This is a genomic window from Parviterribacter multiflagellatus, from assembly GCF_056863265.1.
Genome location: NZ_JBXPIZ010000013.1, coordinates 104,975 through 123,752 on the forward strand (window position 1 = coordinate 104,975; position 18,778 = coordinate 123,752).

Below are 18,778 nucleotides of genomic sequence, written 5' to 3' on the forward strand. Positions count from 1 at the left end.
ACTCGTCACGGCGATGCTCGTCGTCGTCGCACTCGTAGCCGCCGGCGCCCGCGCCCTCCTTGCCAAGGGGCCCCGGAGCGCGGGGGGACGGCGCGCCCCACGGTCACCAGCGCCCGGACGGTAGAGGTAGATGTCGATCGACCGGCGGCGTGCCGGAGTTCGACGTCTGCAAGAAGGTCATCGACGGCGCTTGCAGCCTCCTGCCGAAGAAGCTGTGTGGCTGGGTGAAGGAGGTCGCCTGCTTCGCGACGGAGCTCGACTACTTCTGCACGCCCGCCCAGAAGAAGGCGGCGAAGACCAAGCGTCTCGCAGACAACGGCCCGCGGAAGATGGACATCCCGCACGGGAGCGGACGGACGCTCGGGTTCGACGAGTTCGGGCGGGCCTCGCAGGCGCGTGCGACCGTGTCCACAACAACGCTGAACGAGCGGCGCGCACCGAACACCGACGGAACGCCAGCCTCGAGCATCAAGCCGCGAGGCTGGAAGCCGAAGTGCAAGCTCGACAAGGGCCACCTCGTCGGGCGCCAGTTCGGCGGGCCCGGAGACGATCCCCAGAACTTCGTTCCCCTGCCGCACACCTTCAACACGGTCACCATGCGCACCAAGGAGAACTGGCTCAAGGCGCAGATCACGGACCGCGGGATCAGGGAGTTCAAGTACATCGTGACGCCGAAGTACGAGCGCGGCGGCTACATCCCGTCGGACATCTACATTCGCGTGGTCTCCACCAAGGGACCCCATTGGGACCACACCGTGCACCTCGAGGTGCCGCAGTACGACCCACCGAAGGGATGCTGATGTACGAAGCCGTCGAACGCCTCATCCAGCTCGTGCCGCCGCCGGCAGGCTCGTCACCAGTGGAGTGGGGCCGCGTCGAGAGTGAGCTTGGTGTTCAGCTGCCGGAGGACTACAAGCAGCTCGTCGACCTTTACGGACCGGGGATCTTCGATGACCGAGTGATCCTCTACGGCGTCAGCGTGGACGAGTCGGTCGACCTGATCGCGAACACTCGTGAGCTTCACGCGCTCCACACCTCGTTCTCGGAAGACCCCTACCAGGAGGGGGAACCGGCTGTGGTGTGGCCCGACACCGGCGGGCTGATCTGCTGGGGCGAGGTGCCGAGCGCTGACTACCTGTGCTGGCGACCCGAGGAGGATCCGCCGTCGTGGTCGGTCGTCGCGCAGATGTGGGAGGAGCCCGTGTTCGTCGACGTGGCGGGGCGCGCCGCCGACGTCGTGCTCGGCGTCGTCACGGCGCGGGTGGTCGTTCCCGGACTTGAAGACGCGACCGAAGCGCAGCCACACACGTTCGAGTCGTACCGCTGACGCGACTCGTGGAGGACCGCTAGACGAGCAGACCCAGCCGCTGGGCCCGCTGCACCGCCTCCGCGCGGTTGCGGACGCCGAGCTTGCGGTAGACGGTGCCGGTGTACTCCTTGACCGTCCACGGGGAGATGTGGAGCGACTCGGCGATCTCGCGGTTGGTGGCGCCGGAGGCGACCAGGTCCAACACTTCCCTCTCGCGCTCGGACAGGCGGTTCGCCGGCTGCGGCTCCTCGATCTCGCGGAAGACCGTCATGCCGCGGCCCACCATGCGGACGGCCTCGGCGATGTCGCGCGCCGGCCACTCCTTGGGCACGAACCCCGCGGCACCCGCCGCGCGCGCCGCCGCCGGCGAGATGCGACCTGCGCCGCTGATCAGCAGCACGCGCGTGCCGGGGACCTTCGCCCGCAGCGCCTCGCAGACCTGCGCGCCCGACTCCTCGCCGATGAAGAGATCCACCAAGGCGACGTGCGGCTCGTGCTTGGTCGCCATCGTGAGCGCCTCGGCGCCGGTGCGCGCGCTGAAGCACGCCTCCACCCACGACTGCTCCTGCAGCATCAGCCGGAAGCCCCAGTGCACCACGTCGTGGTCGTCGACCACCAGCACGCGCAGCGGCGCGCCGTTCGTCACGACGCGGAGTCCTCGACGGGGACGATCAGGCGCACGCGCCACTCGCCGTCGCCCGCCGGGCCGAACTCGACGACGCCGCCGAACTGCAGCGCCTCGACCGCCGCGATGCGCAGGCCCATCCCCGCGCGCCCGGCGCGCACGCCGTTCGGCACGCCGTCGTTGACGATCGACAGCTCGAACGCCCCGTTGCGCTCGACGTCCACCGAGATCCGCTTCGGGTCCGCGTGCTTGAGCGCGTTGCGCAGCGACTCGCGCAGCACCGAGCACGCGATGTCCTGCAGCCGCGCGGGCACCTGCGCGACGTTGGAGAACGAGACCTCGATGTCCGGGTGCAGCTCCGCGACGACGGCGACCTCCTCGGCGAGCGTCGTCGACGCCTCGCGGGAGGAGCGCCCGAGCGGCCGCTGGACCGCGGTCCGCAGCTCCCCCAGCGCCTCCTGGATCTCATCGGCACACCGCTTGAGCTGCTCGCGCGGCAGGTCCTCCGCCGTCAGCGCCAGCGACACCCCGAAGAGCCGCTGCACGACGCCCTCGTGGATCTCGCGCGCGAGGTCGATCCGGCCCTGCAGCATCCGCGCGTGCTCGGCCTCGCGCGTGGCCAGCCGCGCGCTCGCCGCGAGCGCCGCGATCTTCCCCAGCGACCACAGCAGGTGGCGCTCGCTGTCGGTCAGCGGCTTCTCCACCGCGCGGTCGGACAGGATCACCCCCGGCCAGCGACCCGCCGCCGCGATCGGCGTGCAGATCAGGCGCGTGTTGTCGAGGAACCGGACCGACCAGTCGGGCAGCAGCTCCTCGAAGCCCTCGGTGATCTCCAGCACCTTGTCCTCGCTCAACGCGCGCAAGGCCAGCGTCGCCGAGTCGACCTGGATGTGCATGTCGCGGAAGTCGTCCACCGCGATCCCGTGGCTCCCGGCCACCCGCACGCGCCGCAGCGCGCTGTCATAGAGGAAGACGACCGAGCGATCCAGCTCGGCGAGCTGGCACGCCGCCTCGCAGAGGCGGTCGAAGAACGCTCCCTGCCCTTCCTCGGAGTCGACCGCGAAGAGCAACTCGGCGAACGTCTCCACGGCACGGACCTCGACCTGCATGGCCATCGATCCTCGCAGCTCCATCAACCCCCCGATCGGGGGGACGCCTCACGGGCTTGGCGGCAGGCCGTTGACGATCCCCGGTGCTCCAAGTTACGGTGCGCCGTCGAGATGGGCGGCGATCAGCACGAAGCCGGCTCCGGCGCTCCCCGCACCGGACGCCGTCCCGCCGGCGGGCCCCCGAAGGGCGACCGCCGCCGCGGCGCCATCCTCGAAGCGGTCGAGCAGCTGCTCACCGAGCGCCCGATCTCCGCGCTCGCGGTCGACCACATCGCCGCGCAGGCGGGCATCTCCCGCTCGGGCTTCTACTTCTACTTCGAGAGCAAGTACGCCGCGCTGAGCGCTGCGCTGGGCGACGTGTGGGACGAGATGACGCTCGCCGCGGACGCCTTCTTCGCCGGCTCGGACGCGCCGCCGCGCGAGTGGGCCGGGCAGGCGATCGCGAACGTGACCGAGCTGTGGGGGCGCCACGCGACGCTGCTCGGCGGGATGGTCGAAGCGGCCGCGAGCGACCCGGGCGCGCGCGTCGTGTGGGACGCGTGGATCGACCGGTTCGTCGTCGCGATCGCCGAGCGGATCGCGGCCGAGCGCGCCGCCGGCCGCGCACTTGGCGAGCCGCCCGCCACGCCGGACCTCGCGCGCGCGTTGATGCTGGCGAGCGAGCGCGTCCTCTACGACGCGCACCGCCGCGACACCCCGCCCGAGCGCACCGGGCAGGCGGTCGACGCCCTCACCGGCATCTGGCTCGCCGCGGTGTGGGGCGAACGCGCCTGACCGTCCGTGCGCCCACTCACCCAAGCGGCGACGCGCCGTGCCGATGAACGAGAGGCATGGCCGAACGGCAGTTCGAGCTCGACGAGCTCTTCATCTCCACCACCGACAGCAAGGGCCACATCCGCCTGAGCAACTCGGTCTTCGTCCGCGTCAGCGGCTACGAGGAGTCCGAGCTGCACGGCGCCGCCCACAACATCATCCGGCATCCGGACATGCCGCGCGCGGTCTTCCAGGTCTTCTGGGAGCTGCTGCAGCAGGGCAAGTCGGTCGCCGCCTACGTCAAGAACCGCGCGAAGGACCCGAGCGACCACTACTGGGTCATGGCCATCGCCGCGCCGGTGCCGGGCGGCTACGCGTCCGTGCGCATCAAGCCGTCGCATCCCGAGCTGTTCGGCGCAGTGAAGGCGCTCTACGCGGAGGTCGTCGCGCTGGAGCAGCAGGTCGAGAACGGCGACCCGCGCAACCGCAAGGCCGCGATCGCCGCCGGCGCCGAGCGGCTCGACGCGAAGCTCCGCGCCCTCGGGTTCGCCGACTACGAGGCGTTCATGCGCCACGCGCTCGTCGCGGAGATGACGAGCCGCGAGGCGCTGCTGGCCGGCACGCGCGAGGGGCAGCTGACGCTGCCCGCCGACGGTGTGAACGCGCGCGTCGCCGAGGTGCTCGAGCGCTGCGTCGCCATGCGGCGGTTCCTCGACAGCCTGGTCGACGACGTGGCGTCCTACGCCGAGACTGGCGCGCGCCTGGCCGGCAAGTCCGTGTTCGTGCGGGAGCTGTCGGAGGACATGCGGCTCTTCTCCCTCAACGCGATGCTCGCGTCCTCGCGGCTGGCGGACGGCGCCGCGCTGTCGGCCGTCGCCGCGCTGCAGCGGGCGCGCTTCGACGACCTCAACCCGCTGCTCCACGCGCTCGCGTCCGACATCAGCGACGCGGTCGAGCTGCTCGGCGACATGGGCTTCCGCATCGCGGGGAGCCGCATCCAGACCGAGATGATGGCCGCGTTCGCGCACGAGCACGTGGGCGACCCGCGCGTGTCGACGTCGCTGGCCGCGCAGCTCGAGCTGCTGACGCACGCGCTGTGCGACGCGGTCGAGCAGCTGTCGACCGGGCTGGCCGCGCTCGACGCGCGCGTGAAGTCGCTGGCGCAGCACGCGCACGAGCTCGACCGCGGGCTGCAGGTCGTCCGCGCGCTGGAGGTCAACGGCCGCATCGAGGCTGCGCGCTCCAACGACACCGAGCAGGTGCGGATGCTCTTCACCGAGATCGGCGGCAAGGTCGAGGCGGCGCGCGAGGAGATCGCGGGCTTCGGCGACGTGCGCCGCGTGCTGCAGCGCGACGCGACGGTCGAGCGGCGCGCGGGCGAGCACGTCGCGGCGCTGCAGGAGGTCGTCAGCGCGCTGGCTTCGGCCCCGGCGTCCGAGCCGCTTCCGACCACCGGTCCGTAGGCGGGCCGGGCGCCGGAGGCCACCATGGCTGTCATGGTCGCCTCCAGCCTCACCACCCGCATCGCCGACGCGATGCTGCGCCGGCGCCACACCGTCGGCCCCTGCTCTGCCTGCCGCGGAACCGTGTTCGACGACGAGCGGCACCTGCGCATCCACGGGGTGCTCGTGCACCGGCGGTGCGCGGCGTACCGCCCGCGCGCGCTCTAGAGAAGTTCTCTAGAGAGGCTCTCTAGAGCGGTCGTCTAGAAGGCGGGCTGCTCGGCGCGGACGAGGAGCTCGTCGAGCTGCTGCTCGAGCCGGCGGCGCGGGGCCGCGCCGACGAACCGGCCCGCCTCGCGGCCGCCGCGGAAGAGGATCATCGTCGGCATCGACAGCACGCCGAACTGCGCGGCGGTGCGCTGCGACGTGTCGACGTCGAGCTGCACGAGGTCGACATCGTCGCGCTCGGCGTCGATCGCCTCCAGGTGCGGGGCGATCATGCGGCAGGGCGGGCACCAGGCGGCGGTGAACTCGACGAGCACCGGCCGCTCGGCCTCGAGCACGTCCCGCTGGAACGTGGCGTCGGAGACGGCGGGGAGGTTCGACATGTCCTGCACCGTGACGACGCGTCGCCGGGGTCTCATCGGGGGTTCCCCCCTGCGCTGCGCGGGCGCCTTTGAAAGGATCGGCACATGAGCGCCAAGTGGACCGTGAAGGACCTGCCCGACCAGTCCGGCCGCACGGTGATCGTCACCGGCGCGACCAGCGGCCTCGGGCGCATCACCGCGCGGGAGCTCGCACGTGTGGGCGCGCGCGTGGTGCTCGCCGTCCGCGACACCGAGCGCGGCGAGGCGGTCGCGGCGGAGATGCCAGGCACGACGGAGGTGCACCCGCTCGACCTCGCGTCGCTCGCGTCCGTGCGCGCGTTCGCCGAGGCGTGGGGCGAGCAGCCGATCGACGTGCTCGTCAACAACGCGGGCGTGATGGCGACGCCGGAGAAACGCACCGAGGACGGGTTCGAGCTGCAGTTCGGGACGAACCACCTCGGTCACTTCGCGCTCACGAACCTCCTGCTCCCGCACGTCACCGACCGCGTGGTGATCGTCGCGTCGAGCGCGCACCGCGGCGGCAAGATCCGGCTCGACGACCTCAACTGGATGAAGGGCTCCTACCAGCGCTGGCCCGCCTACCAGCAGTCCAAGCTCGCCAACCTCCTCTTCCTGCTGGAGCTGCAGCGGCGGCTGACCGAGGCCGGCGCGAGCGTGCGCGCGGTCGCCGCGCACCCCGGCTACGCGGCGACGAACCTCCAGTCGCGCTCGGAGAACAAGGTCCTCAACGGCGTCATGGCGATCGGCAACAGGCTCATGGCCCAGAGCGACGCGATGGGCACGCTGCCGACGCTCTACGCCGCGACGCAGGACCTGCCGGGCGGGTCGTACGTCGGGCCCGACGGCTTCATGGAGGGCCGCGGCCACCCGACGCTCGTCGGGCGGACGAAGGCGGCGAGCGACGCGGACGTCGCGCGGCAGCTGTGGGAGCGGTCGGAGGAGCTGACGGGCGTCGCGTTCAGCGCGCCACGGTCAGCGTCGCCGACCCCGTGAGGCCGGAGCGCTCGGCCTGGACGGCGACGTCGAGCGGGCCGAGCGCGCGGAGCACCACGCCCGCGATGTCGGGCAGGCCGAGGCGGCGGATGACGAGGTCGCCCGGCCGGCGCAGGCGCGCGTGGAGGGCGCCGCGGGTGTCGACCGTGGCCGGCTCGCGGTTGGCGACGGCGCGCAGGCCGACCGTCTCGCTCGTCGTGGCGACGAGCGTCGTGTCGAGGACGGCGAGCCGGACCGGCCGCTCCCCCTCGAGCTTCAGGACGAACGCCTCGTCGCCCTCGCGATCGAGCGCGACGCCGTCGATGCCGGCCAGCTCGTAGGCGAACGCGGGCACCTTCTCGATCCGGTCGAGCGCCGTGCGCAGCGGGTCCCCGTCCCGCAGCTCGGCGCGGATGACCGTTCCCCCGCCCTCGCGCGTGATCGTCGTCGTGCCGGTGAGCTGGTCGAACAGCGCCTCGTCGAAGTCGATCCGCCCGAACGTCTTCAGCGGCCCGCTCACCTTGTCGAGCTCGTCGAGCGCCTCCTCCAGCGAGCGCAGCGCCGGGATGTTCGTGCTGCCGTCGGTGGCGCGGATGGCGCCGATCGTCTGGGTGGCGCCGCGGACGGCGAGGACGAACGGCGCGTCGCCGCCTGCGGGCCGCGGCGGCTCGGGCCCGGTCGGGAGCGGGATCTCCTCGGGCTTGACCTTCGCCTGGTCGGCGTCGGCGGAGAAGGAGATCGCGAGGCCGGGCTCGGTGACGCGGAAGGCGAGCGCGCCGTCGGTGAGCGCCTCGGCGTTGGGCACGGCGCCGATGCCGGCCAGCTGCACGATCTGCGGCGCGGGGGCGGCGAGCGTGACGAGCGCCTCGCGCGCGTCGCCCGCGGGCTTGGCGACCTGGTCGGTGCGGCGGACGAAGTCCTCGCGGCGCAGGCCGGTGCGCTGTGCGCGGCGGTCGATCGCGTTGCGGACGGCGAGCGCGTCGCCGCCCGCTACCAGCACCGGCCCGTCGGCGGCGAGCGCGATGCGGCCCCGCGCGGTGACGTAGGTGCCGGCCTCGGCCTCGCGCAGGCGCCCGGCGTCGCGCGCGGCGGCGAGCGTCTCGCGGAGCTTCGCGGCGTCGTCGGTGGGGAGCGCAGCCACGCCGCCGTCGCGCAGGAGGGCGGGCAGGTCGAGGCCGGGCGTGCGGCTGGTGGCGAGCGCGAGCGGGTGGCCGAGCAGCGGCCGCACGTCGTCCTCGAAGTCGAGCCCGAACGAGCTGACGAGCTGGCGGACGAGGATCGGCCCGACGAGGAGGCGGTCGAGCAGCTCGCCCGCGGCCTGCACCTGCGGGCCGCCCGTCTCGACGACGGCGACGACGGACGCGTCGGCAGGCAGGTAGGCGAGCGCCTCGCCGAGCGGGTCCTTCACCGTCCGCTCCGCGGGCTCCTCCTCGTCGCTCCCGCGCCCGGCGAGCACGGCGACACCGCCGCCGGCCACCGCCGCGGCTGCGCAGAGCACAGCGATGAGGCGGCCGCGCGACACGAGGGCGGAGGGTAGTCGCGCCGTCACACGACCTGCGCGGCCGCGTGGCCGGACGCCCAGGCCCACTGGAAGTTGAAGCCGCCGAGGTGGCCGTTGACGTCCAGGACCTCGCCGATGAAGTAGAGGCCGGGGCACTTGAGCGACTCCATCGTCTTGGACGAGATCTCGCGCGTGTCGACGCCGCCCAGCGTGACCTCCGCCGTGCGGTAGCCCTCGGTGCCGGCCGGGACGACGCGCCAGGCGCCCAGCCGGTCCGCGATGGCGCGCAGCTCGGCCGGCGTGTGCTGCTTCATCGGCTTGGACGTGAACCAGCGCTCGGCCAGCAGGGCGGCCATCCTCTTCGTGAAGGCCTCGGCCAGGACCGTCTTCAGCTCGCTGTCGGGCCGCGCTGCCTGCTGGGCCTGCAGCCACTCCAACGCGTCGTGCTCGGGGAGGAGGTCGATCTCCACGGCGTCCCCCGGCTGCCAGAACGAGGAGATCTGGAGGATGGCCGGGCCGCTGAGGCCGCGGTGGGTGAACAGGAGGTTCTCGCGGAAGCTGTGGCCGTTGCAGCGCACGTCGCACGCGACCGACGTCCCGGTCAGCTCGACGCACAGCTCCTTCAGCCGCGGGTCGGTGACGGTGAACGGCACCAGGCCGGCGCGCGTTGGCAGCACCGTGTGGCCGAACTGGCGCGCGACGTCGTAGCCGAAGCCGGTGGCGCCGAGCGTCGGGATGGAGAGGCCGCCGGTCGCGATCACGAGCGACTCCGCGGTCACGTCCCCGATCGCGGTGCGCAGCGCGTAGCCCGCGTCGGTTCGGTCGATCTCGTGCACGGGCGTGCTGACGTGCAGCTCGACGCCGGCCTGCTCGCACTCGGTCAGGAGCATCCGCAGGATGTCCTTGGACTTGTTGTCGCAGAACAGCTGCCCGAGCTTCTTCTCGTGGTACGGCACGCCGTGGCTGTCCACCATCGCGATGAAGTCCCACGGCGTGTAGCGGGCGAGGGCCGACTTGCAGAAGTGCGGGTTGCCGCCCTGCGAGAAGAAGTTCGCCGGGTCCGCCCACATGTTCGTGAAGTTGCACCGGCCGCCCCCGGACATGAGGATCTTCTTGCCGGGCTTGTTGGAGCTGTCGAGGAGCAGCACCTGACGGCCGCGCTGCGCGGCCGTCAAGGCGCACATCAGCCCGGCGGCCCCTGCGCCGATGATCGCGACGTCGGTCGAGCGCACCGTCCACAAGGTATGGCCGGCGCGCTCGACGGTCTCTGGCGCTAGGCCTGTGCCTTGGCCTCCGCCGACTCCTCCTGCGCGTCCTCGGCGCCCGAGCCGCCCCGCGGCACCTGGCGCTCGACGCGCTCGCACGAGCCGTTCGGGTTCTCGGCCGTCGCGTCGGCGATCACGTCGACGAGGTCGAGGAACGCGCGGTCGCGGCCTTCCCCGCACGTGATCCGGTCGACCTCGCCGTCGCGCGTGCGGAAGCGGTCGTTGCCGGCGCCGCCGTCGAGGGTGTCGCCGACCTGGTCGACCGCGCCGCCCGGGCCCGGCGTGACGTCCTTGCGGGCCATTGCCCACAGCACGTCGTCGCCCTCGCCGCCGGACGAGGTGTCCGTGCCGCGGTTCGCGTAGATCACGTCGTTGCCGGTGCCGCCGTCCTGGACGTCGTCGCCGATGCCGCCGCTCATGCGGTCGTGGCCGTCGCCGGCGGTGATCGCGTCGTTGCCGGGGCCGCCGAAGATGCGGTCGCCCTCGGTGCCGCCGTCGATCGTGTCGTTGCCGCGCCAGCCGAAGATGCGGTCGTTGCCCGAGCCGCCGGTGAGCGCGTCGTCCCCGGCGCGCCCGAAGACGCGGTCGTTGCCGCCCGCGGCGTCGATCGTGTCGGGCGCGTTGGTGCCGCGCAGGCGCTCGCCGCCGTCGGTGCCGGTGACGGTCGCGGCGAACGCGGTGGCAGGAAGCAGCGCCAGCGTGGTCGCGGCGGTGCAGATGGTGGTTCGGCGGAGGTGCATGGCCGGAGGATCACCGCGCGGCGGCCGGTCAGGACACCGGTCTATCGGACCTCTCACGCTCGATGAGGAAACGGTGAGAACCCGCGAAGATGCACCTGCGCGCGGGCACGTCGTCCGTCATCCTCCCCGCCACCCCATGCGCCGCCTCCCCGCCCTCCTCCTCACGCTCCTGCTGCTCGCCGCGAGCGTGAGCGTCACGGGCGCGGCGGTCGCGGCCGACCGGCTCGGCACCAAGGGCCCCGACTCGCTCGTGGGGACCAATGGCGCGGACCGGCTCGTCGGCCGCGGCGGCAACGACGACCTGCGCGGGAAGGGCGGCAACGACCGGCTCAACGGCGGCGCCGGCGCGGACGTCCTGGCGGGCGACACGGGCAACGACGTGCTCGACGGCGGGCGCGGGCCCGACGTCTTCCTCGGCGGCGCCGGCAACGACCGCATCCGCGCGCGCGACGGCGAGGTCGACACGATCTCGTGCGGGCGCGGGCGCGACCGCGTGGTCGCCGACGGAGGGGACCAGATCGCGGGCGACTGCGAGGTCGTCGAGCGTGGGTGACGACGGCCCCGTCGTCCTGCTCGTCGACGACGACGCCGCCATCCGCCGCACGGTCGGCATGGGCCTCGAGCTGGAGGGCTTCCAGGTGGTCGCCGCCTCCGGCGGGCGCGCCGCGCTGGAGGCCGCCGCGCGCGTCAAGCCCGCGGTCGTGCTCCTCGATCTCGGCATGCCCGACCTCGACGGCCTGGAGGTGCTGCAGCGGCTGCGCGCGGACGGCGACCCGGTGCCGGTCTGCGTGCTGTCCGCGCGCGACGAGGTCGACGACCGCGTGCGCGGCCTGCAGGCCGGGGCCGACGACTACGTGGTCAAGCCGTTCGCGCTGGAGGAGGTCGTCGCGCGCCTGCACGCGCTCCTGCGCCGCCGCCCGACGGGCACCGACGAGGCGCTGGAGGTGGGCGAGCTGCGGCTCGACCCGCGCGCACGCGCCGCGACCCGCGCCGGCCGCGACCTCGAGCTGACGCGGCGCGAGTTCGACCTCCTGCACCTCTTCATGCGGCACCCCGGCGAGGTGCTCGAACGCCAGCGCCTGCACGAGGACGTCTGGGGCTACGAGTTCGACCCGCGCACGAACGTCGCCGACGTCTTCGTCGGGTACCTGCGCCGGAAGCTGGAGGCCGGCGGGGAGCCGCGCGTGCTCCACACCGTGCGCGGCGTCGGGTTCGTCCTGCGAAGCTGACGCGCTCTGATGCGCAGCCTCCGCGGCCGCCTGACGCTCGGCGTCCTGCTCGTCCTCGCCGTCGCCCTGACCGGCGCGGGCATCGCGACGTCCCGGTACGTCGAGCAGGCCGAGATGGACGCGGTCGACGACCGCCTCAAGCGCACCGCCGAGCTGTCGCGCGCGACCGCGCTGGCGGCGGTGCAGGAGGAGCTGCCGGACGCCGACGCGCGGCTGGACGCGGTGCTCGACGCGACCCGCACGTCGCTGCGGCTGACGCTCGGCGGGCGGGTGCTGCTCGACACCGGCTCGCCGCCCCGCTCGCGCCCCCGGCTGCGGCAGGAGCTCCAGACGTTCACCGCCTCCGACGGCCAGCGCTACCGGGCCTACGCGACGACGCTGCGCGACGAGGCGCTCGGCGGGCTGGCGCGGCTGGAGGTGACCACGAGCCTGCGCAGCACCGAGCAGCGGCAGGCGCGGTTCGAGCGGCGGCTGGCGGTCGTCGGGCTGGGCGCGGCGCTGCTCGTCGTCGCGGGCGTGTGGCTCGCGGCGGCGCTGGCGGTGCGGCCGCTGCGCCGGCTGCGCTCGGTCGCGTCGCAGGTGGCCGAGGACGAGGACCTGACCCGGCGCGTGCCCGAGGACGGCGGGCCGGCGGAGGTGCGGTCGCTCGCCGCGTCGGTGAACGCGATGCTCGCGCGACTGCAGCGGTCGGCCGAGGACCGCGAGCGCGCGCTCGACGCGACGCGGCGGTTCGCCGCCGACGCCGGCCACGAGCTGCGCACGCCGCTGACGAGCGTGCAGGCGTCGCTCTCGGCGCTCCAGCGCCACCCGGACCTGCCGGCCGAGCGCCGGGTCGAGATCGCCGGCGACGCGCTGGCCGAGCAGCGGCGCCTCGTCGACCTGCTCGACGGGCTGCAGGCGCTCGCGCGCGGCGACGCAGGGCCGGTCGAGCGCGCGCCGGTCGACCTCGCGGAGGTCGTCGACGCGGTGGTCGCGGCGGCCCGCTCGCGCCACCCGGGCGCGCGGCTGGAGGCCGAGGTCGCGGACGAGGCGGTCGTCGGCGGGTGGGAGCCGGGGCTGCGGATGCTGGCCGAGAACCTCGTCGAGAACGCGGTGCGCCACGGGCGCCCGGGCGGCGGGACGGTGCGCGTGACGCTGACGGCGCCACCCGACGGGCCGCACGCGGCGGTGCTCGTGGTCGAGGACGACGGGCCGGGCGTCCCGGAGGCCGACCGGGAGCGGATCTTCGCCCCGTTCGCGCGGCTCGACCCCGACGCCGAGCGGCCCGGCTCGGGCCTCGGGCTCGCGCTCGTCGCCCAGCAGGCCGGCCACCACGGCGCGACGGTGCAGGTCTGCGACGCGGAGCTGGGCGGCGCGCGCTTCACGGTACGGTTCCCGCCCGCGTGAGGACCTCGAACGACTGGGACGTCATCGTCGTCGGCGCCGGCATCTGCGGGCTCGCCGCGGCGTACGAGCTGACGCGGCGCGGGCAGCGGGTGCTCGTGCTGGAGCGGCTGGGCGCGGGCGCCGAGCAGTCGGCCGGGCTCGGCCGGATCTTCCGCGTCACGCACCGCGAGGCGCGGCTGTGCGCGTTGGCGCTGGAGGCGTGGGACGGCTGGCAGCGGTGGACCGAGGAGCTCGGCGCGGGACGCCTGCTCGGCGACGAGGGCCACGTCAGCGCCGGCGAGGACGTGCTCACCGTGCGCGCCGCCGCGATGGACGAGGCGGGCGCGGCATGGGAGGCGATCGACGGCGCGGAGCTGCGGCGCCGCGTGCCCGACGTAGCGCCGGACCACCCGTGGTCCGAGGCGCTGTTCGACCCGCGCGGCGGCTCGATCCGGGTGGCGCGGACGATCGCCGCGCTCGCGGCGCGGGTGGAGCTGCGGGCGGCCGAGGTGGTCGCGGCGGCCGACGACCCGGCCCGCGGCGACGCTGCGGTCCGGCTGGCCGACGGCACCGTCCTGCGCGCCGGGCGCGTGCTGCTCGCGGCGGGGACCGCGACGCCGATGCTCGCCGCGACCGCCGGGATCCCGCTCGCCGTCACGCTCACCCACCACGTCCGGCTCACCTACGCGCGCCGGGACCCGGCCGCGCCGACCGCCTGCCTGGCGGTGGGCGAGGCGTACGGGCTGCCGCTCGGCACGACCGGCCGCTGGGGCCTCGGCCTCGACGACCCCGGAGCGCCGGAGCCGTACCGGACGGCCGATCCCGACGCCTACGCCGCCGCCGTGCGCGAGCAGCACGCCGCGTGGCTCCCCCGCTTCCTGCCCGGGCTGGACCCGACGCCCCTTGCCGAGATCCGGTGCGTCGGCCTGGAGGCGCCGTGGATCCACCACGACGACGGGTTCGCGGCGGCCCGCCAGGGGAACGTCGTCGCGTTCCTCGGCTCCAACCTCATGAAGTTCGCGCCGGTGCTCGGGGAGCTGCTCGCCCGGACGATCGTCGACTCAGCGGGCGGCGTCGCGCCCGGCCTGCGCCCGGTCTGACACCTCCGCGCGAGTTGCGCGATCATCGGGTCGATGATCGAGTCGGCCGAGCAGTTCGTCTGGCTGCGCCGCAGCACGCTGAAGGACGAGTACGACCGCGCGGCCAACGAGGCCGCGCCCGTCGAGGTGTGGGAGCAGGTGATCGACGAGTACCCGGAGATGCGGGGCTGGGTCGCCCACAACAAGACCGTCCCGGAGGAGATCCTCCGCCGGCTGGCCGAGGACGAGGACCCGGCGGTGCGGCTGCGCGTGGCGATGAAGCGCCAGCTGCCGGTCGCGATCGCCGCGCTGCTCGCCGACGATCCCGACCCGGACGTGCGCGAGGCGATCGCGCGCCGCGGCTAGCCGCACCGCCGCCCCGCGCTACACCGCCTCCAGGATCATCGCGTTCGCGAGGCCGCCCGCCTCGCACATCGTCTGCAGCGCGTAGCGGGCGCCGTGGCGCTCCATCGCGTGGACGAGCGTCGTCGCGATGCGCGCGCCGGACGCGCCGAGCGGGTGGCCGATCGCGATCGCGCCGCCGTCGACGTTGACCTTGTCGAGCGGGACGCCGGTCTCGCGCTGCCAGGCGAGGACGACCGACGAGAACGCCTCGTTGACCTCGAACAGGTCGATGTCGTCGAGGGAGAGGTTCGCCCGCTGGAGGACCTTCTGCGTCGCGGGGATGACGCCGGTGAGCATGTACAGCGGGTCGTCCCCGACGACGGCGAACGAGTGCAGGCGGGCCCGCGGCCTCAGGCCGAGCTCCTTGGCGATCTCGGGCGTGGTGATGAGGAGCGCGGCGCTGCCGTCGTTGGTCGGAGAGCTGTTGCCCGCGGTCACGCGCCAGTCGATCTGCGGGAACCGCTCGCTGTACGCCTGATCCTCGAACGCCGGCTTCAGCCCGGCCAACTGCTCGAGCGTCGTGGTCGGGCGGATCGACTCGTCGGTGGCGAGGCCGTCGATCGGGGCGATCTCGTCGGCGAAGTGGCCCGCCTCGGTGGCGGCGGCGGCGCGCTGGTGGCTGGTGAGCGCGAACCGGTCGAGCTCGGAGCGCGGCAGCTCCCACTTGGCCGCGATCAGCTCGGCGCTGATGCCCTGCGGGACGAGCCCCTCCGGGTAGCGCTTCGCGACCCCGGGGCCGAACGGGTCGGTGCCGGGCGGGACGTTCGACCACATGGGGACGCGGCTCATCGACTCGACGCCGGCCGCGATCACCACGTCGTAGGCGCCGGCCATCACGCCCTGCGCGGCGAAGTGCACGGCCTGCTGGGACGAGCCGCACTGGCGGTCGACGGTCGTCGCCGGCACCGACTCGGGCAGCCCGGCCGCGAGCGCCGCGTAGCGCGTGGTGTTCATCGCCTGCTCGCCGACCTGGTCGACGGCCCCGCCGATCACGTCGTCGATCCGCTCGGGGTCGATCCCGCTGCGCGCGACCAGCTCCCGGACGCTGTGCGCCAGCAGGTCGACGGGGTGGATCGGGTTGAGCGCGCCCTTGCCCGCCTTGCCGCGCCCGACCGGCGTGCGCACCGCCTCGACGATCACCGCATCTCGCATCGCTTCGACTCCATGAGTTCGATTTCCAAACCGACCCTGCGCGGCGCACGCTAGCAGAGTCAGTTGGATTCCCGGACCGACTAGGGTGTGGGCCATGCCGACCGCGCCCGCCCAGCCCCGCCTGTGCCCGATCGCCGACGCGCTTGCCGTGGTGGGCGAGCGGTGGTCGCTCCTGGTGGTGCGCGAGCTCTTCCGCGGCGCGCACCGGTTCAGCGAGATCCAGCGCAACACCGGCGCGCCCCGCGACATCCTCACCGCGCGCCTGCGCTCGCTCGTCGACGCCGGCGTGATCGAGAAGCGGCAGTACTCCGAGCACCCGCCCCGCTCCTCCTACCACCTCACCCGCGCGGGCGCGGACCTCTCCCCGGTCCTCCTCGCGCTGACCGAGTGGGGCATGAAGCACGGCGAGCCCGAGGCGTGGGACCTCCCCACCCACGGCCCCGACGCGCACCCGATCGCGCCGCGCGTCGAGGTGCGCTGCGACGACTGCGGCGAGCCGCTGACCCGCTAGGGCGCGGTCCAGCCGAGGATGAGCTGGGCGGCCTCGAGCGGGACGTCGAGGTGCGGGGCGTGGCCGACGTCGTCGAGGACGACCCAGTCGGCGTGCGGGAGCCAGTCCCGGCGGTAGCGGGTGGCGGCGACGGGCCAGGGGAGGAGGCGGTCGGCGGTGCCCCAGACGACGCGGACGGGGCAGGTGATCGCGGCGGGGTCGCGGGGCCAGCCGTGACTGGCGGCGTGGTCGATCATCGGCTCGAGGTCGCAGGCCGCGATGCCGCGGAGCAGGTGGCCGACGAAGGCCGCGTCGAGCAGGTCGGGGTGCTCGGTGAGGAGCGCGAGCGCGCGGCGGCGGCCCTCCGGCGTTGCCGCGGTGGCCGAGAGCGCCGCGGGCGGGAGCGCGCGGAGCTCGCGCCACATCGTGCGCTGCTCGGCGAGGAGCGCACGCGGCGCAGGATCGTCCGCCGCCCATCCGCCCGCGGGCGCGAGCGCGACGACGCTCCGCGCCCGGCCGCGCTCGGCGAGCTGCAGCGCGACGTGGCCGCCAAGCGAGTTGCCGACGACGTGCGCGGTCGCGAAGCCGGCCTCGTCCATCGCCGCCTCCACCGCCTCGACCAGCGCGCCGTCGGTGAGCGGCGCCGGCAGCGGCGGGCCGCCGGCGTGGCCGGCCATCGTCACCGCGAGCACGTCGTGGCGGGCCTGCAGCGCGGGCAGCACGAGCTCCCACGACCGCCACGTCTCGGTGACCCCGTGGAGCAGGAGGAGCGGTTCGCCGGAGCCTCCGCGGTGCATGCGCGTGAACGTCACGCCCGCGGAGGCTACGAACGACTCAGGCCGGGACCGGCTCCTCGACCTTCAGCTCGGTGTCCTCGTCGAGCGCGTGACGGATCAGGCGGCCGTGCTCGTCCTCGGCGTACGCGCCCATCCGCCGCAGCGCGGGCGAGTACGCGTGGATCGTCACGGCGGGCGCGACGCCGTGGTGCCGGACACGGTGGATGTCGGCGGGGCCGAACTCGAGCACCTCGCCCGGCCCGTACACGGCGGACGCCGGCCCGCCGAGCAGCCGCAGGCGCTCCTCGACGACCTCGCCCTCCAGCACCGCGACCGCCCCGGCCGAGCCGTCGTGGTCGTGGAAGCCGGTGTCGTGGCCGGGCATCCAGCAGATCAGCCACACGGTCACGAACTCGTCGGCGACGAGCCGGTGGTAGGTGCGCTGCGCGGGGTCGTGGACGACGTGCGGGCGCCAGAGCGACGGCCGCTCGCCCAGCCAGGACGCGAGCGCGCGCAGCTCGGGCACCAGGAGGTCGCGACCGGCCGGCCGCGGCGGGGGCACGGGCGCGAGCGCGCTCATGCCGCCACCGCCGCCGGACGGAGCCGCAGCAGCGCCGCGGCGTTGCCACCCGCGATCCGCTCGGCGAGGGGGCTCCCGAGCGCGGTCGCGGCGGCGTACGGACGGTCCGATCCGAGGACCAGCCGGTCCTCGCCCACGACGCGGAGGAGCGCGTCGACGGCGACCGGCCCGTACGAGGAGGTGTCGAAGGAGGTGAGCGGGTCGTCGACCAGCAGCGACGAGCCGCCGTCGGGCACCCGTGCGGCCAGCCGCTCTGCGTGCAGCGGTGCCAGCCCGGCCAGCGCGGCGAACACGACCCGCAGCGTCGGATGCGCCGCGCGACCGTGCAGCGCCCACGCGATCCACGCCGCCTGCAGCTGCGCGACGTACGCGGTCACCGCCGGCTGCCACGTCCCGGCCGCGACCGGCCCCGGGTGGACGAGCAGCGGCGCGTCGTGCGCGGCGAGCCGCTCGAGCAGCGGCCCGACGCGGTCGAGCGCGGACGGCGAGGCCAGCTCGGTCGCCGGCAGCGAGAGGCCGACCCGGCCCCGCGCGAGCACGCGGTCGACGTCGGACGGGTCGAGGTCGTTCAACGCCACCGCGCCCCAGGTCCGCCGCGCTGGGCCGTCGAGCTCGTCGGCATCGTCGTTCCACGCCGCGATGAGCGCGCGAGCCTCGTCGCCGCGCAGCCGCTCGACCCCCAGCGCGCTCGACAGCCCGACCACCGCGAGGTCGGCGTCGTCGGCAGGCAGCGCCGGCACGTCGGCGAGCGCCCACGGCGCCTCGCCCGCCAGCTCCAGCACCCAGCCGCCGTCCGCCCCGACCCGCAGCCGCGGCGGCGCGTCACGCGCCGCCAGCGCCGCCACGAGCCGCGGCGTCCACGCGTGCTGGTGGACGTCGATGCGCGTCATGACACCTCCCGCAGGCGCCCGGTCTCGACCTCGTAGACGAACCCGCGGACGCTGTCCTTCTTCGGGATGAACGGCGACGCCTTGATGCGCGCGATCGACTGGCGGACGTCCTCGTCGAGGTCGCCGAACGCCTCGGCCGCCCACTCGGGCTTGATGCCGGTCTCGTCCTGGATCGACCGCTTGAACTCGTCGTCGGTGAACGTGAGCATGCCGCAGTCGGTGTGGTGGATGAGGATGATCTCCTCCGTCCCCAGCAGCCGCTGCGAGATCGCGAGCGAGCGGATCTCGTCGTCGGTCACGACGCCGCCCGCGTTGCGGATGACGTGCGCGTCGCCCTCCTCGAGCCCCAGCACGCGCGACGGGATGAGCCGCGCGTCCATGCAGGCGACGACCGCGACCTTGCGCGCGGGCGGGAGCGGCAGCTCGCCCTTGCTGAACTCGGCGGCGTACGCCTCGTTGTTCTTCAGCAGCTCATCGGTGACGGACAC

Annotated in this window: 23 protein-coding genes; 12 read left to right on the forward strand and 11 right to left on the reverse strand. The window is 74.2% G+C overall.

Annotated elements, in window-relative coordinates; translation table 11 throughout:
- The first annotated feature begins 149 nt into the window (after positions 1-149).
- Both AC1UE5_RS25655 and AC1UE5_RS25660 read left to right on the forward strand, forming a co-directional pair.
- On the forward strand, positions 150-800 hold the full coding sequence (locus AC1UE5_RS25655; RefSeq protein WP_482928782.1) for a DNA/RNA non-specific endonuclease: 651 nt from the start codon (positions 150-152) through the stop codon (positions 798-800).
- Complete coding sequence (locus AC1UE5_RS25660) at positions 794-1,327, forward strand: SMI1/KNR4 family protein (protein WP_482928783.1); 534 nt, start codon at positions 794-796, stop codon at positions 1,325-1,327. The genes AC1UE5_RS25655 and AC1UE5_RS25660 overlap by 7 nt, the downstream gene beginning before the upstream one ends.
- Positions 1,328-1,346: 19 nt before the next feature.
- Here the strand turns inward: AC1UE5_RS25660 and AC1UE5_RS25665 are convergent, their stop codons facing one another.
- On the reverse strand, positions 1,347-1,955 hold the full coding sequence (locus AC1UE5_RS25665) for a response regulator transcription factor (RefSeq protein ID WP_482928784.1): 609 nt from the start codon (positions 1,953-1,955) through the stop codon (positions 1,347-1,349).
- Entirely contained in the window at positions 1,952-3,043 is a 1,092-nt protein-coding gene (locus AC1UE5_RS25670; RefSeq protein ID WP_482928785.1) for a GAF domain-containing sensor histidine kinase, read from the reverse strand. The genes AC1UE5_RS25665 and AC1UE5_RS25670 overlap by 4 nt, the downstream gene beginning before the upstream one ends.
- Before the next feature lie 111 nt (positions 3,044-3,154).
- Between AC1UE5_RS25670 and AC1UE5_RS25675 the strand changes: the two genes are divergently transcribed.
- The 3 genes from AC1UE5_RS25675 to AC1UE5_RS25685 are packed head-to-tail and all read left to right on the forward strand — an operon-like array spanning position 3,155 to position 5,466.
- Complete coding sequence (locus AC1UE5_RS25675; protein ID WP_482928786.1) at positions 3,155-3,817, forward strand: TetR/AcrR family transcriptional regulator; 663 nt, start codon at positions 3,155-3,157, stop codon at positions 3,815-3,817.
- Between the two features lie 56 nt (positions 3,818-3,873).
- Complete coding sequence (locus tag AC1UE5_RS25680; protein ID WP_482928787.1) at positions 3,874-5,259, forward strand: PAS domain-containing protein; 1,386 nt, start codon at positions 3,874-3,876, stop codon at positions 5,257-5,259.
- Positions 5,260-5,292: 33 nt separating this feature from the next.
- On the forward strand, positions 5,293-5,466 hold the full coding sequence (locus tag AC1UE5_RS25685) for a hypothetical protein (protein WP_482928788.1): 174 nt from the start codon (positions 5,293-5,295) through the stop codon (positions 5,464-5,466).
- Between the two features lie 35 nt (positions 5,467-5,501).
- Here the strand turns inward: AC1UE5_RS25685 and trxA are convergent, their stop codons facing one another.
- Complete coding sequence (trxA, locus tag AC1UE5_RS25690; RefSeq protein WP_482928789.1) at positions 5,502-5,846, reverse strand: thioredoxin; 345 nt, start codon at positions 5,844-5,846, stop codon at positions 5,502-5,504.
- Between the two features lie 84 nt (positions 5,847-5,930).
- On the opposite strand from trxA, the gene AC1UE5_RS25695 reads away from it, so the two are divergent.
- Positions 5,931-6,839, forward strand: coding sequence for an oxidoreductase (locus AC1UE5_RS25695; RefSeq protein WP_482928790.1), 909 nt, complete (start codon positions 5,931-5,933; stop codon positions 6,837-6,839).
- Here the strand turns inward: AC1UE5_RS25695 and AC1UE5_RS25700 are convergent.
- The 3 genes from AC1UE5_RS25700 to AC1UE5_RS25710 are packed head-to-tail and all read right to left on the reverse strand — an operon-like array spanning position 6,805 to position 10,324.
- A complete protein-coding gene (locus AC1UE5_RS25700; RefSeq protein ID WP_482928791.1) occupies positions 6,805-8,340 on the reverse strand; it encodes a hypothetical protein in 1,536 nt (511 codons plus the stop codon). The genes AC1UE5_RS25695 and AC1UE5_RS25700 overlap by 35 nt on opposite strands.
- A gap of 23 nt (positions 8,341-8,363) precedes the next feature.
- A complete protein-coding gene (locus AC1UE5_RS25705; RefSeq protein ID WP_482928792.1) occupies positions 8,364-9,551 on the reverse strand; it encodes a BaiN/RdsA family NAD(P)/FAD-dependent oxidoreductase in 1,188 nt (395 codons plus the stop codon).
- 41 nt (positions 9,552-9,592) lie between these two features.
- Positions 9,593-10,324 carry a calcium-binding protein gene (locus tag AC1UE5_RS25710; protein WP_482928793.1) on the reverse strand — a complete coding sequence of 244 codons (732 nt, stop codon included), beginning with the start codon at positions 10,322-10,324 and terminating at the stop codon, positions 9,593-9,595.
- Positions 10,325-10,460: 136 nt separating this feature from the next.
- Here AC1UE5_RS25710 and AC1UE5_RS25715 point away from each other — a divergent pair, with 136 nt between their 5' ends.
- Genes AC1UE5_RS25715 through AC1UE5_RS25735 form a run of 5 tightly spaced genes read left to right on the forward strand, consistent with a single transcriptional unit; the run spans position 10,461 to position 14,363 of the window.
- Complete coding sequence (locus AC1UE5_RS25715) at positions 10,461-10,877, forward strand: calcium-binding protein (protein WP_482928794.1); 417 nt, start codon at positions 10,461-10,463, stop codon at positions 10,875-10,877.
- Positions 10,870-11,553 (forward strand): response regulator transcription factor, encoded by a 684-nt coding sequence (locus tag AC1UE5_RS25720; protein WP_482928795.1) that lies wholly within the window; start codon positions 10,870-10,872, stop codon positions 11,551-11,553. Before AC1UE5_RS25715 ends, AC1UE5_RS25720 begins: the two co-directional genes overlap by 8 nt.
- A gap of 9 nt (positions 11,554-11,562) precedes the next feature.
- Positions 11,563-12,939, forward strand: a complete 1,377-nt coding sequence (locus tag AC1UE5_RS25725; RefSeq protein WP_482928796.1) for a HAMP domain-containing sensor histidine kinase — start codon at positions 11,563-11,565, stop codon at positions 12,937-12,939.
- Positions 12,936-14,018, forward strand: a complete 1,083-nt coding sequence (locus tag AC1UE5_RS25730; RefSeq protein WP_482928797.1) for an NAD(P)/FAD-dependent oxidoreductase — start codon at positions 12,936-12,938, stop codon at positions 14,016-14,018. Before AC1UE5_RS25725 ends, AC1UE5_RS25730 begins: the two co-directional genes overlap by 4 nt.
- A 33-nt stretch (positions 14,019-14,051) precedes the next feature.
- Positions 14,052-14,363 carry a HEAT repeat domain-containing protein gene (locus tag AC1UE5_RS25735; RefSeq protein ID WP_482928798.1) on the forward strand — a complete coding sequence of 104 codons (312 nt, stop codon included), beginning with the start codon at positions 14,052-14,054 and terminating at the stop codon, positions 14,361-14,363.
- A gap of 18 nt (positions 14,364-14,381) precedes the next feature.
- On the opposite strand, the gene AC1UE5_RS25740 is transcribed toward AC1UE5_RS25735, so the two are convergent.
- Positions 14,382-15,554, reverse strand: coding sequence for a thiolase family protein (locus AC1UE5_RS25740; RefSeq protein WP_482928799.1), 1,173 nt, complete (start codon positions 15,552-15,554; stop codon positions 14,382-14,384).
- A gap of 94 nt (positions 15,555-15,648) precedes the next feature.
- Between AC1UE5_RS25740 and AC1UE5_RS25745 the strand changes: the two genes are divergently transcribed.
- On the forward strand, positions 15,649-16,065 hold the full coding sequence (locus AC1UE5_RS25745) for a winged helix-turn-helix transcriptional regulator (RefSeq protein WP_482928800.1): 417 nt from the start codon (positions 15,649-15,651) through the stop codon (positions 16,063-16,065).
- On the opposite strand, the gene AC1UE5_RS25750 is transcribed toward AC1UE5_RS25745, so the two are convergent.
- Genes AC1UE5_RS25750 through AC1UE5_RS25765 form a run of 4 tightly spaced genes read right to left on the reverse strand, consistent with a single transcriptional unit; the run spans position 16,062 to position 18,778 of the window.
- Positions 16,062-16,856: an alpha/beta fold hydrolase gene (locus tag AC1UE5_RS25750; protein ID WP_482928801.1), complete on the reverse strand. Its 795-nt coding sequence runs from the start codon at positions 16,854-16,856 to the stop codon at positions 16,062-16,064. The genes AC1UE5_RS25745 and AC1UE5_RS25750 overlap by 4 nt on opposite strands.
- A gap of 22 nt (positions 16,857-16,878) precedes the next feature.
- On the reverse strand, positions 16,879-17,400 hold the full coding sequence (locus tag AC1UE5_RS25755) for a cysteine dioxygenase (RefSeq protein ID WP_482928802.1): 522 nt from the start codon (positions 17,398-17,400) through the stop codon (positions 16,879-16,881).
- Entirely contained in the window at positions 17,397-18,290 is an 894-nt protein-coding gene (locus AC1UE5_RS25760; protein ID WP_482928803.1) for an amidohydrolase family protein, read from the reverse strand. The genes AC1UE5_RS25755 and AC1UE5_RS25760 overlap by 4 nt, the downstream gene beginning before the upstream one ends.
- Positions 18,287-18,778, reverse strand: a complete 492-nt coding sequence (locus AC1UE5_RS25765; RefSeq protein WP_482928804.1) for a beta-class carbonic anhydrase — start codon at positions 18,776-18,778, stop codon at positions 18,287-18,289. Before AC1UE5_RS25765 ends, AC1UE5_RS25760 begins: the two co-directional genes overlap by 4 nt.

Bases quoted from the DNA above. Each gene is read 5' to 3' on its own strand.
- AC1UE5_RS25710 (WP_482928793.1), bottom strand. From the start codon at position 10,324: ATGCACCTCCGCCGAACCACCATCTGCACCGCCGCGACCACGCTGGCG.
- trxA (WP_482928789.1), bottom strand. From the start codon at position 5,846: ATGTCGAACCTCCCCGCCGTCTCCGACGCCACGTTCCAGCGGGACGTG.
- AC1UE5_RS25680 (WP_482928787.1), top strand. From the start codon at position 3,874: ATGGCCGAACGGCAGTTCGAGCTCGACGAGCTCTTCATCTCCACCACC.
- AC1UE5_RS25715 (WP_482928794.1), top strand. From the start codon at position 10,461: ATGCGCCGCCTCCCCGCCCTCCTCCTCACGCTCCTGCTGCTCGCCGCG.
- AC1UE5_RS25745 (WP_482928800.1), top strand. From the start codon at position 15,649: ATGCCGACCGCGCCCGCCCAGCCCCGCCTGTGCCCGATCGCCGACGCG.
- AC1UE5_RS25695 (WP_482928790.1), top strand. From the start codon at position 5,931: ATGAGCGCCAAGTGGACCGTGAAGGACCTGCCCGACCAGTCCGGCCGC.
- AC1UE5_RS25740 (WP_482928799.1), bottom strand. From the start codon at position 15,554: ATGCGAGATGCGGTGATCGTCGAGGCGGTGCGCACGCCGGTCGGGCGC.
- AC1UE5_RS25735 (WP_482928798.1), top strand. From the start codon at position 14,052: ATGATCGAGTCGGCCGAGCAGTTCGTCTGGCTGCGCCGCAGCACGCTG.
- AC1UE5_RS25675 (WP_482928786.1), top strand. From the start codon at position 3,155: ATGGGCGGCGATCAGCACGAAGCCGGCTCCGGCGCTCCCCGCACCGGA.
- AC1UE5_RS25755 (WP_482928802.1), bottom strand. From the start codon at position 17,400: ATGAGCGCGCTCGCGCCCGTGCCCCCGCCGCGGCCGGCCGGTCGCGAC.
- AC1UE5_RS25685 (WP_482928788.1), top strand. From the start codon at position 5,293: ATGGTCGCCTCCAGCCTCACCACCCGCATCGCCGACGCGATGCTGCGC.
- AC1UE5_RS25660 (WP_482928783.1), top strand. From the start codon at position 794: ATGCTGATGTACGAAGCCGTCGAACGCCTCATCCAGCTCGTGCCGCCG.
- AC1UE5_RS25760 (WP_482928803.1), bottom strand. From the start codon at position 18,290: ATGACGCGCATCGACGTCCACCAGCACGCGTGGACGCCGCGGCTCGTG.
- AC1UE5_RS25725 (WP_482928796.1), top strand. From the start codon at position 11,563: ATGCGCAGCCTCCGCGGCCGCCTGACGCTCGGCGTCCTGCTCGTCCTC.
- AC1UE5_RS25670 (WP_482928785.1), bottom strand. From the start codon at position 3,043: ATGCAGGTCGAGGTCCGTGCCGTGGAGACGTTCGCCGAGTTGCTCTTC.